The sequence below is a fragment of the Limnobacter parvus genome, assembly GCF_024623725.1.
GTDB classification, from domain to species: domain Bacteria; phylum Pseudomonadota; class Gammaproteobacteria; order Burkholderiales; family Burkholderiaceae_B; genus Limnobacter; species Limnobacter parvus.
The window spans coordinates 208,043-225,425 of sequence record NZ_JANKHG010000001.1 but is presented as its reverse complement, the minus strand read 5'-3'; the positions used below and the strand labels follow the sequence as shown (position 1 = coordinate 225,425).

Genomic DNA, 17,383 nt, shown 5'->3' with positions numbered 1-17,383 from the left:
AGATATGAAAAATAGTTAAATAGGGTTAACCCTTTTAGGGTAATTACATTCTACGAGAAGTGATATCCCGTGTTTACGGGGGGGCTCCCAAAAAATCCTTATATTCCCCTTAGTAAGCGAGGTAACCGCGCGAATAAGGGCGGCTGAAAGGTTTTGCTGACATATATTGAGTTGACCCGTGGCAGGTCCGAACGGAAAGGAACAAGTTTTGAATAACTTTCATTTGGCATCATGGCCAAGTAGCCCAAGCGATCAATAAAGGGCGCAAGCCTATCCCAATCGCCATTCTCTACAAACAAAATCGGCTTGTACTTGTGTATGGTTTGCTCAAAGCCAGCAACCACTTCCGATTCAACGCCTTCCACATCAATTTTGATCAGGTCAGGCCTGAAATTGAAAGAGTCCCCAACTTCAATCGGAGCGTTGAATTTCTCGAAGCTTACTTTGTCGCCACGTTTTTTAAATCGTTCAACAACCCACGGTGCTTGAAGTGATTCAAGGCGCATGGTTGTTTCTTGTGTGTACCTTACGCCATTAATGACAGGTAGGAAAAAGTCCATGTTGGAAACAGCTTTCCCCAATCCACTTAAATGAATGTGCACGTTCTCGAATTGCTGTTGCGTAAAAAACAGCTGTTCTGAAAATTCAGGATTGGGTTCGAAGCTATGTATAATCGCCATGGGCCTGGCGTGTTTGATTGAATGTATCGATTGACCGGAATTGGCGCCAGCATCAATACACACGGGCGTTCTAGGTAAAATATGCGCCAGTATGGCGAAGTCTGGGTCGTGGTACATAATTGCTCGTTAATTAAAAATACAAATGAAATACTTGACCTTTCAATGTCAGCCTTTTTATTCTGCCGAACCCTTCAACGCAATACAAGTTTGTAAATCATTTCCTGTTTTCAGGAAATCTTATACTCGGAGTTGTCTTTGAGTAACCCATCTGTGTCAATTCAAAGAATGATGCGTATTGTGTTTGCAGTCGTTATGCGGTCAACAAGGCTCAGGAAAATTTCCCTGCAGCTACTGGACAAAGCACCCGGTTTAAAAATCAAGTTGCGCAGCGCTTACTTTACTGCGCTTGCTACTCAGCCCGACAACCCATTAGACCAAACTGAAGCAGTGGCAAACTCGGGTTCAGCAAATGTTCAGGCAGCGATATTGGTGAACACTCTTTCCCAGCACGAAGACACCTTGTCCTCTCCGTTAGAAAAATACAGCCGAAGTATCTCTTTGGTCCAAAAATGAAAACAGTTCTGGTTCTAAGCTTCTTCCCGGCATTTGTGCCGCCGAGCAATGGTGGTGAAAGTCGCCTACTGAATTTTTATTGCGCCTTGTCGCAACATTTTAAAGTAGTGCTGCTTAGCAGCACCGGGCACGACATGGCCGCTGAAGAAGTGTGGCACACCCCCACATTTGTAGAAAAACGTATCCCACGTGATCAGGCCTTTTTGCAGGCTTGGCAACAACTTTTGCCTTTAAGCAGCGGTGGCGATTTGTCTGCACCGGCTTTGCTTCGTGCCGGCATACGCTGGACGCGCCTGCACGACGCTTATTGGGCAGAGTACGCCACAGCCGATGTATTGGTGCATGAATCGCCATTTACCCAGGGCATTGACCTATTTATGGGGTGCGACAACAAGCCCCGAATTTACTGTGCCTACAACTGTGAAGCCGCGCTTTACAAAATGCTACACCCTGCTGAAAAGTCGCAACCGCTGGTCGATGAAATTCAACAGGCTGAGCATGATTTGTTGCAGTCGGTAGATGCCCTGTTTTATTGTGCGGAAAACGACGTTACCAATATGCGTTCTTTTGCGGATTTTTCTGATTTGCAAATACTTTACACCCCGCATGGGGTTTCAAGTGCAGCGTTAAACGCTGCAAAGCCGCATGTAGTAATTCCCGAAGGAAAGGCTGCTGAAGTTTATTTCATAGGCAGTGCGCACCCACCGAACGTTACGGCTGCCAACTACATTGCGCATGAACTGGCACCAACCATGCCACAGATTGTTTTTCATTTAATCGGCGGCTGTGGTGGTGGAATCAAATCGTCGGGAAACTTGCATGTGCATGGCTTCGTTGCCAACCATGCCAAAGAAAAAATAATTGCGGGCTGTGCCCTGGCAATTAATCCGCTAAATACGGGTGGTGGCGCCAGCCTTAAAATTCTTGATTTTATAGCCGCAGGCAAGCCCGTGTTGTCCACGAAGTATGGCGCGCGCGGTTATGGTTTATTACCAGGCGCACATTATTTGAATGCGGAGTTGCATGAATTCAAACCAGCACTTGAACAAGCCTTGGCATTGGGCAACAAGGTATTAGAAGAAATTGCGGACAAAGCATTGCAGCATGTGCGAAGCACGCTGACCTGGAATTCAATTGCAGGTAATGCGGCAGATCTGCTTGCTACCCTAATTGAAAACGCCCAGAACAAGCCAAAGTTCACACTTGTGCTTAATGATTACAATTCATTCGATGCAATTGGTGGTGGTGCAACCCGAACCCAAGGCCTGTGTGAAGCACTGGCCCGCTTGGGGCCGGTTGTACTGCTGGCATATTCAAATAGTTCGTACTGCCGAAATTACAAAGTACGAGATGTCCGCGTACTCGAGGTACCAAGGTCGAAGCTGGTTGAAGAAGAAATTGAAAGTTCGCGTGGCTCAAGCCATATTTCTACAGCCGACATTCTTACCGCCATAGGCTTAGAAAGCGACCAGCGTATCCAAGGTATTTATGCCGTGCTTCGTCAGCATGCCAGCGCAGTAGTTGTAGAACACTGTTACATGGCACCGCTGCCACTTCAGTTTGCAGACCGTTTTGTGTATTCCTCGCAAAACAATGAAACTGAACTGAAGCGCGGTTTGTTGGCCGGGCATCCAGAAAAAGCCAAGCTTCTTGAGTACGTCCAAAAGCTGGAAGGCCGTTGCATTAGCGGCTCATCGCTTACCGTCGCGGTTAGTGATGAAGACGCCACAGCATTTTCCGAAGCACAGCAGGTTACTGCGCCGATTGTTGTTATTCCTAATGGTGTGGTGGGTGAACTTGGCCCCAAGAATTTGCCTGAATTCGACAGCAATGCGCAAAAGGCATTTGAGCGCCCGGTGAATGTTGTGTTTTTGGGATCTGCCCACATGCCCAATGTATTGGCAGCCCAATTTTTGGTGAAGGAAGTGGTACCTCGATGCCCAAGCCTGCACTTTCACTTCGTGGGTTCAGTTTGTTCAAGTGTACTTGGCACACACGCTAACGTTACCCTTTGGGGTACTGTCAGTAGCGAACTAAAAACACAAATACTTTACAGATCACAGATTGCCCTGAACCCAGTTCTGGACGGCAGCGGGTCGAACGTCAAGTTTGCAGACTACCTGGCCCATGGCTTGCCTACCTTGTCGACTGAATTCGGTTTGCGAGGCTACCCTGAACAGGCGCGGATTGAAGCCACACTTGCAACCAAGAAAACTTTTGTAGCAACATTGCTTGCAATGGCGTCGAAGCCAGCATTGTGGAACGCGGCAGCCCGCGATACCCGCATACAAATGTTTCGCGATTTACTGGACTTCAGGCCAGTTGCTGATCGCTTCGCGCAGTTGGTTGACCGTTTGAATCGACCAAGAAAAAATGTTCTGTTTGTTACCTACCGTTATACCAACCCTGCGCGTGGCGGTGCCGAAATATATGCACGGCACCTAATTGATGCGCTTGATCAAACAGGCAGGTATAACATCGACGTTGTATCGACCAACGCCTGTGAAGTTGTCGACATTGGGCGCTTCGCTTCCCGCTTTGACGCGCAGCCAAGTGCAACCTTTCAGGGTTTGCAACACACACGGGTGGCACGTTTTCCGGTTGATGTACACACCCTGGCCAATCTTGTTGAGCGGGCACGCCCAGTATGGTTTGCACACATTGAATTCGAAAAAACGCTTTGGAATCATTTGAGTGCCAATGTGCCGCGCACCGCCACCAAAACTGAACTGCTTTGGGGGTGGGCACCCGCCGAGGTTCGGCCAGGCCATGTGGTTCGGTGGGCGTTGAAGAATGCCGGCATGTGGATCCACAATGCTGGGGTTCTTGAAATCAAAGGGTACGCGCACAAACCTAGCCTGGTTCGTGTTGCCGTGGCGGGTGGTGAAACGCTTTGCGAGCAAAAAATTGAAGGCGAGTTTGCTTTGTCGGTTGTTCTTGGCCAACCATGTGAGTTGGAAATCAACTCCACGCTTGCGGCTTTGCAAGACGATGCAAGGCCACTGGCCTTGCTCATTAAACAACTAATTGTGGGGGGCAGCACTGTTGATCTGGCCGCACAGCGCCCAATTGACATAACAGTTCTGAAGCGCAGTTACAGCGAACCCCAGTTAATCGATCTGCTTGCCAAAGTTAGCCAAGAATCGCGCGCCAGGCTCGGCGTTTCGCTTACCAATGCGCGTGGCCCGCACAGCCAATTGCTGGAACATTACTTAACGCAACAAGTTGCCAAATACGACTTGGTGGTAACCCACAATGTGGTTTTTAAAACAGCCCAGGTGGCAATAAATACAGCCCACCAACAAGGCGTGCCAAGCATCTTGGTGCCACATGTGCACCTTGACGATGACTATTATCACTTTCCCGATTTGCTTCAAACTGCGCAGCAAAGTTCACTGGTATTGGCATCGCCCATGGACGCAGTGCGCTATTACGATCAGCGGCAATGCAATGTAGATTATTTGCCTGCGGGTATTGATGAAAAGGAATTTACGCAAGCTGCAAACCATGAATTATTCACCAAGCTTTACACGTCGAAATTGCCGTTTGTGCTGGTGTTGGGTCGGAAGTCGGGTGCCAAAAACTACGATGCAACCATTCGTGCTATAGAACGAATCAACGAAAAAGGCGCACGGCTTAACATGGTCATGATTGGTCCAGACGATGATCAAAAAGCGATCAAATCCCCGCACCTGTTTTACCTTGGCCCGCAACCACGCAGCATCGTATTAAGTGCCTTGCACAACTGTTTTGCCTTGTGCAATATGAGCCAAAGTGAAAGTTTTGGCATTGTTTTGCTGGAAGCCTGGATGGCCGGCAAACCGGTACTGGCCAATGCGCAATGCGGCGCTTTCGCTGAATTGGTAAACCATGGCGAAAATGGCTTGCTGGTTACTGAAGCCACTTTGCAAAATGCACTTGTGGAATTGCTTGAAAGCCCAAGCCAATGTGAATCGATGGGCGCGGCTGGCAAGTCCACTGCATCGGCTTTCACATGGAATTCGATGCAAAAAAAATTCCTGCAGTTTGCTGATCAGGTTTTAACAAATGCGGTTTCTTCCGGTGGGTAACATTAAAAAAACTGCTTAACCTTGCTCAGGTTTTTAAACACCAGCGTGCCAAAACCACCCACCCCGTTGTTGCGCAGGGCAATTATGTCTTCGCGGCTTTTCTGCACAATCTTTTTAAGCGACTTGTTGCTTTCACCACCCACCCGCATTTTCACCAGCACACGCGGAATGTAGGCCAGTTGAATTTGGCCTTTGTGCAGGTAGCGCAGCATGGCGTCGTAATCGGCGGCAATGCGCAGGCTGGTGTCGTATCCACCCCATTGCTCAATGACCTCGCGCTTTAAAAACAGGGTGGGGTGCGGGGGCATCCAACCTTGCTTTAATTTGCTGTGTTGGTATTCGCCAGATACCCAATGGCGAATAACCCGGTTTGTGTCGTCTTTCGACACGTATTGCAAATCGCCATACACCCCATGTACACCGGGCTTGCTTAGGGCTTGTGCCACATCGCGCAGCACATGCACATCGGCCAGAAAGTCGTCTGAATGCACCAGGCCAATTACATCGCCCGTGGCCAGTTTCAAGCCCTTGTTCAATGCATCGTAGATGCCGCCATCGCGTTCGCTGATGAACACATCGCCAGCACGCATGCGCTGTTGAATCAGCTCAACAGACCCATCGCTGGAAGCCCCGTCAACCAGCACATGCTCGGTGTGGGCATGGCATTGCGATTGAACTGAATCGATAGAACTCGCCAGTGTGCTGGCGCGGTTGTACACCGCAGTGATGATGGAAATTTTCATGAACGCAAGTTTGTTTCCGAAGTTGATTTTGGTCAATAAAGAAACGCTCTAAACTACCCCCACAAATGCGGGGAGCCATCAGTAAAAAATCAGTAAAACATCAGTAAAACTGCGCTATTTGTGCCCAATATTGGGTATGTGCAGTGCAGCAATGTAATAGACATGTAATGCCTTAGGCTTTACTATTTGGTGTGTTCAACTTTGAACGCAGCAGCAACTTAAGTTATACATTTCCTCTTGCAACTGCGTTTCCCGCTTGTTGATCGGCGCACAACACGGCGGTAGCGTGCCTGAAAAAAAGCAGTCTTTTACCAAATATTCCAGTGTCAGATCGATTAGACCAACAACGTGAAGAAGTGCGTTTTCGCGTGCTTCGCCTTATTGAGAGCAAGCCCGATATTTCCCAGCGCGAACTGGCCGACGAGCTTGGTGTTAGTTTGGGGCAAATCAATTACCAGCTTAAAGCCTTGAAAGAACGCGGCTTGATCAAAGTGGGTAATTTCCTGCGCAGCGACAACAAACTGGCCTATGTGTACCAACTTACCCCGAAGGGTGTTGCAAACAAGCTTGCCATTACCACGCGGTTTTTGGCCCGTAAGCGACATGAATTTGAGTTGATGAGAGCCGAACTTGAAGAACTTGAACAAGAACTGAACAGGAAATGACTAAGCCATGAAAATAGCAATTGTAGGCACGGGCTACGTGGGTTTAAGCAACGCCATGTTGCTGGCCCAGCACAATGAAGTAGTGGCCTTAGATATTGTTCAAGCCAAGGTTGATTTGCTGAACCAGAAAAAGTCGCCAATACACGATGCTGAAATCGAAGATTTTCTGGCCAACAAGCAATTGAACTTCACGGCGACTACGAATAAAGAACAAGCCTATGCCGGCGCAAGCTTTGTAGTTATTGCCACCCCCACCGATTACGATCCGCAAACCAACCACTTCGATACCAGCTCGATTGAAGCGGTGGTGGCCGATGTACTGGCCATTAACCCACAGGCCACAATGGTGATTAAAAGCACCATACCGGTGGGTTACACAGAACAACTGCGCAAGAAACTAGGCACAAACCAGATAATCTTCAGCCCAGAGTTTTTGCGTGAAGGCAAAGCCCTATACGACAACCTGTACCCCAGCCGAATTGTGGTGGGCGAGCAAAGCGAGCGTGCCCAGCAGTTTTCTGCCTTGTTGCAGCAAGGCGCAATAAAGCAAAACATACCCACCCTGTTTACCGGCAGTGCGGAAGCTGAAGCCATCAAACTGTTTGCAAACACCTACCTCGCCATGCGCGTGGCGTACTTCAATGAGCTTGATACCTATGCAGCGCGCCACGGGCTTGATACACGCCAAATTATTGATGGCGTGTGCCTAGACCCCCGCATTGGCAACCACTACAACAACCCTAGCTTTGGTTATGGTGGCTATTGCCTGCCCAAAGACACAAAACAACTGCTGGCCAATTACAGCGACGTGCCGCAGAACATGATTCAAGCGATTGTAGATGCCAACACCACGCGCAAAGACTTCATCGCGGCGGACGTCATCGCAAGGAATCCAAAGGTGGTGGGTATTTACAGGCTGGTCATGAAGGCGGGCAGTGACAATTTCCGAGCTTCAAGCATTCAAGGAGTTATGAAGCGAATCAAAGCGAAGGGTATTGAGGTAATTGTTTATGAACCTGTACTTGATCAATCTGATTTTTTTGGATCAAAAGTGGTGAATGATATTGCCGAATTCAAAAAGCGAGCCGATTTGATAGTTAGCAACCGTAATACTGAATCACTCAATGATGTCAGGACCAGGGTTTATACTCGCGATCTTTTTGGGGGTGACGTATGAAAATACTTCTAACAGGCGCTGCCGGCTTTATTGGCATGCATGTTGCAAAGTTATTGCTAGATCGTGGCGACGAGGTGGTTGGGCTTGATAACTTAACCGACTACTACGATCCACGATTGAAGGACGCACGATTGGAGCAACTTAAACCTTATAAAAACTTTAGATTTATTCATTGTGACATTGCAAATAATACAACCGTAGATGCAGTTTTTACTGAAGTAAAGCCAATCCGAGTAATTAATTTGGCAGCACAGCCGGGTGTGCGATATTCGATAAAGAACCCACACATATATATTCAAACTAATCTGGTGGGCTTTTGCAACATTCTAGAAGGATGTCGCCACCATAACGTAGAACATTTGGTTTATGCCAGTTCATCAAGCGTTTATGGAGCGAATTCAAAAATGCCATTCTCGGTACACCACAACGTAGACCATCCAGTGAGTTTGTATGCAGCAAGTAAAAAAGCCAATGAGCTTTTAGCTCATAGTTATAGCCACTTGTATGGACTACCTACAACCGGACTGCGCTACTTTACGGTGTACGGTCCTTGGGGAAGGCCGGATATGTCGCCATGGTTATTCACTAGTGCAATATTGGAAGGAAGGCCCATTGATGTATTCAATTACGGAAAAATGATGCGTGATTTCACATACGTCGATGATGTAGCGGAGGGTACTGTAAAAGTATTAGACAAAGTTGCGCAATCAAATAATAACTTCAACAATTTGTACCCTGATGCGGCCACGAGTAGTGCACCTTACAAAGTATACAATATTGGTAATAACTCGCCTGTTGAACTCTTGAGATTTATTGATCTTCTTGAAAAAGAATTGGGGAAGTTTGCTGTCAAGAATTTTCTGCCTATGCAAAGTGGTGATGTTCTCGCGACATATGCAGATATTGAAGAATTAAAATTAGATATAGGATACGAACCTAAAATCTCTTTAGAAAATGGAATGGAAAGATGGGTTAAGTGGTATAGGGAATTTAAATTTTATTAAAATAAATATAGTATAATTTATTTTTTGTGAAAATAAATTAAGTAATTTAATAAAAATTAAAAATATAAAGTTTATATTAAAGTATCTTTCTTTAGAATTCTCAGTTTCTATCTATCAGTGCTGAAATTCGATAAAAAAAATAAGATGGATTGAATGTGCGATTTACAATTATTGAAAAAGGAAGTGCTGAAACTACATGATCAAGGTCTTTCGAAAGCAAGATTTTGGTGGCTCTGAAGCGGGTTTGGAAACGACTGACCTGCGCCATGAGAATAAATTAGCATACCCTGGAACAGGCCAGCGTTTTTCGATATAGCATGGCCTAACAACAATGCTTTCTCAAAGAAGACGGAGATGAAATGAAACGAGCCCGATTCAGTGATGAACAGATTGTTCAAATCCTGAAAGAAACAAACAGAGAAGTACTGGTGTAAATAGCTAAACGTCACGGCGTGGAGCTATGATTTCGCGTGCGACTTACATACCGATTCAATCAAACGCCCGATTTTTGTGGATGAATCCAAACTAAAATACACGCTATCGATATGGCCGGCAGAATTATCTCCTAAAGAGTCATGGATTTGCTGAGCAGAGTGAATAGTTTGCGCGGTGCACTAAAATACCGCCGAAGCGATAATCGCCAGGGATTCGTGGTCGACAAACTTCTCGAATTGACTGTTGTGCGAGAAAAATCTAAAAGCTATTGGTCGATTTAGGCAAGCCACATTGTTATGCCACGAATGTAAGCTGGAATTGTGAATTCGGGGACGCAGGCTAGTCGATGAAGTGGTTTGCAAGCGGACTTGAAGCGTCGATTAGTCAAGACTTAGTGCCGCATTAATATGCGGCTCGACCTCGCTCCAGTTTGAGTGACCAGGCACCCTATAAGTTCTCGGCATGAAAGTAGGACAATTTATCAAGCGAGACTAGGAAGTTAGGTTCCCGGTAGTAGAAAATTTCCCCTGCATGTCCGTCTCCCTTATATGACAAGTTATTTAGGTAAATGCTTAAGTTAGCTCGCCAATATTATCAAGCCAATAAAGACCGCGTTCATCGCCTTTCAAAGGAAGGTAGCTGGGTTGTGGGAGGGCAGATTGCTAGCGTGATGGGATCTTTAGCGTTAGTACTGGTACTCACCGAATATCTTAGCCTTGAACAATATGGACAACTTGCATTAGGACTTACTGTCGCTGGACTGGTTAATCAGGTAGTCATGGGAGGCTTAGCTGCCGGTATCGGTAGGTATTATTCCATCGCAGCGGAAAGGAAAGACTTAAGTGGTTATTTGCGCGCCACTCGTTACTTGCTTATCTGTGCTACAGCCCTGGTATTGGCTATCGGCTTGATGCTCATGACGTGCCTTTATTGGTTAGGATATGGGCAATGGATACATATGGCGGCGGTGGCCTTACTATTCGCCGTGTTGAGTGGATATAACAGTGTCCTCAATGGTATTCAAAATGCAGCTCGGCAGCGAGCCATCGTCGCTTTACATGGAGGGCTAGATGCTTGGCTGAAAATTTTTCTTGCATTATGTCTAATGCTTTGGTTGGATTTTTCCAGCACTGTAGTCTTAATTGGATATGCATGCTCGTCAATGCTAATAATAATTTCTCAGATTATTTTTTTGCGCCGAACAATTCCTCTGCGGCAAACGTCTACACAGCTTAGAGAGAAATGGGCACCTCAGATATACTCTTATTCATTTCCATTCACAATCTTTGGTATTTTCACATGGGGGCAACAAATATCCGACCGTTGGGCGTTACAAGTTTTTGCGTCCACTAGTGACGTTGGCCAGTATGCGGTACTGTTCCAATTGGGATTCACACCGATTGCTTTAATTACCGGCATGGCCGTAAGTTTTTTGGGTCCTGTTCTTTATCAACGTTCTGGTGACGCGACTGACCAAACTCGCAATACGAATGTTCACCGAATAAGCTGGAGAATAGCTATATTTTCGCTGTTTTTTACTCTGCTTGGTTCTGCGATAACACTAGTGCTACACGAGTGGTTATTCGGCATTCTTGTCGCCTCTGAGTTTCATGGGAATTCCCACTTATTGCCTCTGGTTATCCTTTCCGGAGGTGTTTTTGCGGCTGGTCAAATGCTCGCCCTGAAACTTTTAAGCGAGATGAAGCCATCTGCTATGACAGTAGCGAAAATTATTACGGCATTGACAGGTATTTTATTAAATATAACTGGCGCTGCACTGGGTGGCCTTCAGGGCGTGGTGTGGGCAATGCTCGCTTTTTCTGGTTTTTACTTTGTGTGGATGGCGATCCTAGCTCGTCGGATGTCCACAACATAATAAAGGGAATGATTGAAATGAAGTCAACTCTTATCAAACTTCACTGGGTGCTCTCCAGCCAATTTGGCTTCGACCCACAGCGTTTACTTCGATCGCTTAGAGGCCTTCCCTCTTTCTTGCGTGATTGGTTTACTTTTCGCCAGGGCTATGAGGGCACGATGAAGGTTATGCCATGCCTGCATGATCGCTATGTAGAAGGAGGTACAACTAAAAGCGAGTATTTTTGGCAGGATCTGTTGGTAGCGCGTGCAATTCATGAGGCTAACCCGATCAAACACGTAGACATTGGATCAAGGATAGATGGCTTTGTAGCGCACGTGGCCAGCTTTAGAGAATGTGAGGTCTTCGACGTTCGTCCAGTTAGCACAAAAGTGCCCGGTGTGACATTCCGTCAGTCTGACCTAATGGACTCGGCCTCGCTGCCAACAGCCGAAGGCGAGGGTTATTGTGATTCTCTATCATGTCTGCATGCTATCGAGCACTTCGGTCTTGGCCGTTATGGTGATCCGATTAACCCCCTAGGATATCAACGCGGCATCGCCAATATGGCAAAGTTACTTAAGCCGGGGGGTACATATTATCTTTCAACCCCGATCGGTGAAGAACGCGTCGAATTTAACGCTAACTGGGTGTTCGACCCACGTAGTATATTGCGCTGTGCTGAAGCTGCTGATTTATTTCTACAAAAGTTAATTATTATTAATCCAGAGAATGGACCACAGGAACTAAATGTTGATAGCACAGCATTGCATGAATTTACTTTACAGCGCTACCAGTTAGGCCTGTTCGTGTTCACCAAACGAAGCATGGATAAGGAAGCGGTATGTTCTTCAAAGATATAAACGAAATAAACCGTCAAGCTTGGTTGAGGAAAATCTTAAATGGATTGCCGGCTGGGGTGCGATTGCTTGATGCAGGTGCTGGTGAGCTAAGAAACCGCAGGTACTGCGAGCATCTCGAATATGTATCACAAGATTTCTGCCAATATCATGGCTCGCTAGGTGGGGCATCTAAGGAGGGCTTGCATTCCAAAAAATGGGATACTTCATGCATTGACTTAGTTAGTGACATAATGGCGATCCCTGCGCCCGACGCTAGTTTCGATGTGATTTTATGTAGCGAAGTGCTAGAACACGTGCCCGAGCCTACTAAGGCCCTTGATGAATTCACCCGTTTGCTTAAACCAGGCGGTGTCTTGATCCTTACTGCTCCATTTGCCTCAAACGTCCACATGGCACCTTATCATTATTGCAGTGGTTTTTCGAAGTATTGGTATGAATATCATCTGCCAAATCGAGGTTTTTGCATTGAGACTTTGGTGGCAAACGGTGATTGGTATGGGGTATTGCAACAAGAGATAGCACGCTTAGGTGGCTTTGAAAGGCAACGACGAAATTGGAGTTGGCCCCTAGCATATGCTTACGCGCTGTTAGGTTTAGCCTATTTCAAACTGCGTGGAAATAGGTGCGCCAAAGATGTGGCGTGTTTTGGTTGGTTATGCGTGGCAGTAAAGCGCGCATTATAAAAAACGCTGATTTGAAATATGGAACCATAATATGAAAAGATTAATTAATTTTGTTGGTGAGCGTTATCCAACCTTGGCGCTCTTATACCGTAACTCACGTGATCTTCTTGATCAGAGGCGACCACCGCGTGATACGCAATGGGGCTTCAGCCTAGCTGGGCACGATGCAATGGCATCCGGTGCTTTTGAAAAAGAGGAAACGGCCATGGTACGTAAACTGCTCCCTTATGTGGATGTTTTGGTTAATGTAGGTGCAAATGTGGGGTACTACTGCTGCCACGCACTGAGTTTGGGTAAACCCGTTGTTGCTGTAGAACCAAATTTGCGCAACTTGTACTATTTGTTATTAAATATACGAAACAACGGTTGGTCGAATCGAGCTGAAGTTTTTCCAGTTGCTTTGGGCTCAAGTACAGAAATTTTGCAAATGTGGGGAGGTGGAACGGGAGCATCTTTGGTCAAGGGCTGGGCAAATATCCCGGAAAATTATGTGACTCAAGTGCCTGTATTAAGCCTTGATCGCATACTGGGAGATACTCTGCGAGGCAAAAAGGCTCTAATGATGGTGGATGTTGAAGGGGCGGAATGGATGATGCTACAAGGCGCAAAACAAGTGTTGGCAAATAATCCTCGCCCGATATGGCTGTTGGAGGTATCTTTTAACGAACACCAACCAGCAGGTATCAATATAAATCCAACTTTCGATAAAACTTTTGAATTGTTCTTTGCAAATGGTTATCGAGCGGTCACAGCGGATACAAAAGCCATGCCAGTGACTCAAAAAATCATCGATGGGGTAATGACCGGTGAGTACAAATTGGAAACCCATAATTTTCTATTTGTAGACAAAAATATAAATATTCCTATTTAGAATAAGGAGAGAAATCAGCTTATAAGACACGTAATATAAACGAATAAGAACATTAATTTGGAGACACTGATGGTATTTATAAGTTGCAAATTAAAAAGTCCTAAGGCATCAAATAAAACATTCTTAAGAAAATTAAAAGTGTAAACCAAAAGACGAAGGCTAGATAAGGTTTCAGATGATCGAGAAAAATTGATATCAAAACAATAATGCTACGTGAGCTTATTAAATAACAAGGAAAAGTGAAGTGGATGAATAAAATCCAATGCAAACTAAAAAACCCCCAGCCAGCCTGACGAGAGGAATAGAGGTGTATTGAATTGAAAATTATTCACGAATCTAAATATGGCTTAACGCTGAATATAAATGATGTAGAGAAGCGGCAAGGTGCAGTTCAGTTTTGACGAATAAAATAATTAAATTTTGAAAATACAATATAGCTTGAGATAAAAAATATAGATGTAGGTGTATAAGATAATCTGAAAAGAAGAGTAAAAGGGGTAAATCTTTTCAAATAAAATTTTTTTATTAAAGGGGAATGTTCAAAATAAAAGAAATTTCGGGTTATTAATAAATATAATCCAAATATTTTTTTGATTGTGTGTAAGTATGAATAAAAAAACATGGTTTAAAAGGGTTTGGAGGGTACTTAAAATTAATTTACATAAATCACGTACAAGATAAATAGTTATGATCAAGATATATAAAAATATACCGGCGCCATATCGGGTAGCAATGTTTAACATGATATATGCAGATCACAAAGATATCGATTTTGAAGTTATATATTATGCTGAGACTGAGCCAAATAGACAATGGGTATATTTGAAAAGAGAAAATGCATACCCACATAGATTTATGAAAAGTTTATATTATGAGAATTTTGGATTTTCAAGCTATTTCAGTTATCGGTCGTTTTTCGAAAAAATAAATTGCGAGTGTTTAATCCTCGGAGGGTCTTGGACACATTTAAATAATTGGATTTTAGCATGTCGTGCTAAGATTTCTGGGACTAGAGTAATTTTTTGGTCTGAGAGTCATGCGAAGTCGATAGCTCGAAAAAATTATATTATAAGAATAATGAGAAAATGCTTTTACAAAATATTCGATGGGTATTTATGCCCTAATCATGAAGCTATTTGCTATATAAAAAATAATTTGGGAATTGATAGTCCAATATACTACTTTCCCAACACAATTGATGAGAGGCAATATGCGAGAAATATAGAAGGGCGATGTATAAGTATAGATCCAATGGTTAAATTTGTTACAGTTGCGCGCTTGGAACATTTTAAGGGTGTTGTTGAATTAATAAAAGAATTCAATAATATAAATAAGAAGAATAATTGGCACTTAACTATCGTCGGAGACGGAAGTCTAAGAAATAATGTGAAGCAAATAATATCCGATTTAAAATTAGGTGATAAGATTGAGCTGGTGGCACATGTTGATCCAAAGGATATGCCACAGATATACAAAGAGGCGCATGTCTTCCTACTTAATACATTCCGTGACCCCTCGCCACTTTCATTAGTCGAGGCGGCGTTCTGTGGATTAATGCTAGGAACCACAAAGTTCTGCGGAAATTCTGCTTTGCTTGTTACTGAGAAAAATGGCTTTATTGCTAAAGATGATGGTGGTATTTTAAGCCGAGACTTGGAGTTAATATTGGAAATGCCAATAGATAAAATAAAATCAAAAGGATGTTTATCTATTGAACTTGCGAAGTCACACTGTTCGATTGAAATCGTAGCAGATGTATTAAGAAAACTAAATAAATTATGATTGTGATTCGTTTGAAAGGTGGTTTGGGAAATCAGCTATTTCAGTTGACGCGGGCAATTGTATTTTGCGATAAATACGCTCAACGATTGCTGGTTGACGATAAAACCGGGTTTGCATATGATTTCAAGTATAAAAGAAAGCCAAATTACCGACTTGTATTTAATTTCAATTCAATGCCTCTGCTTCTCGCAAAAATAATTTTCATTGCCACGAAACTAGTTCCAAATAATCGTTTTATAGGTTATTGGCATGAGCGATATGAAAGCGATTCCAAAGTCGAATATTCTTTAATGAAATTGATAATGCTCGAAACTGATATTCAGGATGTCAGGGATTATTATGACAGTAAAGGGCAGTTAAAATATTGCATCTTAGAGAGTCTAAGTTTTACTAAGATGGAAAATAAAACTAAAAATAACAGTGAATTGGGAGTCCATGTTCGTCGGTTTGACAAGGACGACGGTGACTATGACATTTCTCCTATTTTAGACTGGCAGGTAAGGGCTATAAATAAAATTCTTTGTGTAAAACCAAATATAAGAAAAGTTAAGGTATATAGTGATATGCATGACGACTCTTATATAAAATCTATTGCGATTGGTTTGTGCTGTGATACGGTAAAATTTGAGTATGTCGATGGAGATGAAAGTAGCGTATTTATTGAGATGATGGGGTATGAAACGTTTGTTGGATGCAATAGCACCTTCTCATTGTGGGCGAGAATATTAACTAACAGTAATAAAAGTTATTTCCCGCCGTTTAGTATAAACGGCATAGGTCGATGGAATCCTTTGCAAATGATTCCCGCCAATTGGGCTAAAATTGAATGAAAATATACCATTTTATTGATTCTTTAGACCCAAAAAGTGGCGGCACCTCGACTTTTGTAGAATCATTTATCTCATCCCAATACTTTTCAGGAACTAATTTCACAAATATTGTGGTAGTCAAGCAATGGCTACAATTAGATTCTTATGAAATGAGATTTAATGATAATAAGGATCCGAATACAGCCGCTGGTAGCCTGCAAATTAAAGTTATTAATTATCGACGGTTGCTAAATTTATTTATAAAATCTAAATCAGAGAGGAAATCCAGCTTCGTAATGCATTTCCATGGTTTATGGCAACCTTGGACTTGGATTTTTCTATTTATCAGAAAAGCAGGATTCCTTTCAAATTCCATTGCAGTGGTGCAGCCTCATGGGATGTTGCAAAAATATTCAATGTATAAATCGCACAAGAAAAAAAAACTGGTGCTCCAAATTTTTCTAGGGCGACTTTTGAATACTGCTAACCGTTTTATTTTTTCCTCTGATAAAGAGGCACTAGAATCCTTATTGGTAAAATCGATTACAATAAAAAGTTATGTGAAAATAAATCACTATATTCCAGATAACGTATATTCGAAAATTTGTGATGATGCTGAACGATTTTATAATAAGGAATTAAATGTTATATTTCTAGGTCGGCTTGACGAGATAAAAAATATTGATGTTATCTTAAAAGCTTTTGTTGAGACAACCAATGATAGGCTTATTCTGAAAATTGCGGGTTCCGGCGATGCAAGTTATGAAGAATATTTGAAGAGTCTGGTAAGCCCATCTTTTCGTGACCGAGTAAGATTTCTTGGTTTTTTGAACCAAGAAGAAAAAATAAAGCAGCTCAAGTGTAGCGACTTCATTATTATGTGTAGCAAAACGGAAAATTTCGGATTGTCCTTGCTGGAAGGAGTTGCTGCTGGTTGTATTCCGATTTTTTCCGATAACCTTCATTGGGTGTCTGTTAAATTTCCTGTTAATCCTATAGTTTGCCAATACGAGAGCCTTCAGCTTAATCTTGTGAATACGTTCGATAGACTTAATAAACCATTTTATTGTGAAGAAAATAACTCAATATCTTTGAGGCAATTTATAAATCAGTTTTCCGAAAAAAATATCTTGTCGGAATATTTAAAATTATATGAAAAGCTAGGAAATTGAA

The 17,383-nt window shown here is 43.5% G+C and carries 13 protein-coding genes; 11 read left to right on the top strand and 2 right to left on the bottom strand.

The window, feature by feature from the left end; all coding sequences use genetic code 11:
• Positions 1–98: 98 nt before the first annotated feature.
• Positions 99–797, bottom strand: coding sequence for an FkbM family methyltransferase (locus NSP04_RS01025; protein ID WP_257510476.1), 699 nt, complete (start codon positions 795–797; stop codon positions 99–101).
• A 452-nt stretch (positions 798–1,249) separates the two neighbouring features.
• On the opposite strand from NSP04_RS01025, the gene NSP04_RS01020 reads away from it, so the two are divergent.
• A complete protein-coding gene (locus NSP04_RS01020; RefSeq protein ID WP_257510475.1) occupies positions 1,250–5,323 on the top strand; it encodes a glycosyltransferase in 4,074 nt (1,357 codons plus the stop codon).
• Between the two features lie 2 nt (positions 5,324–5,325).
• Here the strand turns inward: NSP04_RS01020 and NSP04_RS01015 are convergent, their stop codons facing one another.
• Complete coding sequence (locus NSP04_RS01015) at positions 5,326–6,066, bottom strand: glycosyltransferase family 2 protein (protein WP_257510474.1); 741 nt, start codon at positions 6,064–6,066, stop codon at positions 5,326–5,328.
• 323 nt (positions 6,067–6,389) lie between these two features.
• Here NSP04_RS01015 and NSP04_RS01010 point away from each other — a divergent pair, with 323 nt between their 5' ends.
• The 10 genes from NSP04_RS01010 to NSP04_RS00965 all read left to right on the top strand — a co-directional run bounded on the left by NSP04_RS01010 (position 6,390) and on the right by NSP04_RS00965 (position 17,382).
• Positions 6,390–6,731 (top strand): MarR family EPS-associated transcriptional regulator, encoded by a 342-nt coding sequence (locus NSP04_RS01010; RefSeq protein WP_257510473.1) that lies wholly within the window; start codon positions 6,390–6,392, stop codon positions 6,729–6,731.
• A 7-nt stretch (positions 6,732–6,738) separates the two neighbouring features.
• Positions 6,739–7,908: a nucleotide sugar dehydrogenase gene (locus NSP04_RS01005; protein WP_257510472.1), complete on the top strand. Its 1,170-nt coding sequence runs from the start codon at positions 6,739–6,741 to the stop codon at positions 7,906–7,908.
• Positions 7,905–8,912, top strand: coding sequence for an NAD-dependent epimerase (locus tag NSP04_RS01000; RefSeq protein WP_257510471.1), 1,008 nt, complete (start codon positions 7,905–7,907; stop codon positions 8,910–8,912). Before NSP04_RS01005 ends, NSP04_RS01000 begins: the two co-directional genes overlap by 4 nt.
• 1,003 nt (positions 8,913–9,915) lie before the next feature.
• Positions 9,916–11,223: a lipopolysaccharide biosynthesis protein gene (locus tag NSP04_RS00995; RefSeq protein ID WP_257510470.1), complete on the top strand. Its 1,308-nt coding sequence runs from the start codon at positions 9,916–9,918 to the stop codon at positions 11,221–11,223.
• A gap of 17 nt (positions 11,224–11,240) precedes the next feature.
• A complete protein-coding gene (locus NSP04_RS00990) occupies positions 11,241–12,065 on the top strand; it encodes a DUF268 domain-containing protein (RefSeq protein WP_257510469.1) in 825 nt (274 codons plus the stop codon).
• Positions 12,047–12,748, top strand: a complete 702-nt coding sequence (locus NSP04_RS00985; protein WP_257510468.1) for a class I SAM-dependent methyltransferase — start codon at positions 12,047–12,049, stop codon at positions 12,746–12,748. Before NSP04_RS00990 ends, NSP04_RS00985 begins: the two co-directional genes overlap by 19 nt.
• Positions 12,749–12,779: 31 nt before the next feature.
• Positions 12,780–13,619 (top strand): FkbM family methyltransferase, encoded by an 840-nt coding sequence (locus NSP04_RS00980; protein ID WP_257510467.1) that lies wholly within the window; start codon positions 12,780–12,782, stop codon positions 13,617–13,619.
• Between the two features lie 732 nt (positions 13,620–14,351).
• Positions 14,352–15,401, top strand: coding sequence for a glycosyltransferase family 4 protein (locus NSP04_RS00975; RefSeq protein ID WP_257510466.1), 1,050 nt, complete (start codon positions 14,352–14,354; stop codon positions 15,399–15,401).
• The gene (locus NSP04_RS00970; protein ID WP_257510465.1) at positions 15,398–16,231 is read left to right on the top strand and encodes an O-fucosyltransferase family protein; all 834 of its coding nucleotides are present in this window, start codon (positions 15,398–15,400) and stop codon (positions 16,229–16,231) included. Before NSP04_RS00975 ends, NSP04_RS00970 begins: the two co-directional genes overlap by 4 nt.
• Positions 16,228–17,382 carry a glycosyltransferase gene (locus NSP04_RS00965; protein ID WP_257510464.1) on the top strand — a complete coding sequence of 385 codons (1,155 nt, stop codon included), beginning with the start codon at positions 16,228–16,230 and terminating at the stop codon, positions 17,380–17,382. Before NSP04_RS00970 ends, NSP04_RS00965 begins: the two co-directional genes overlap by 4 nt.
• Position 17,383 lies beyond the last annotated feature (1 nt).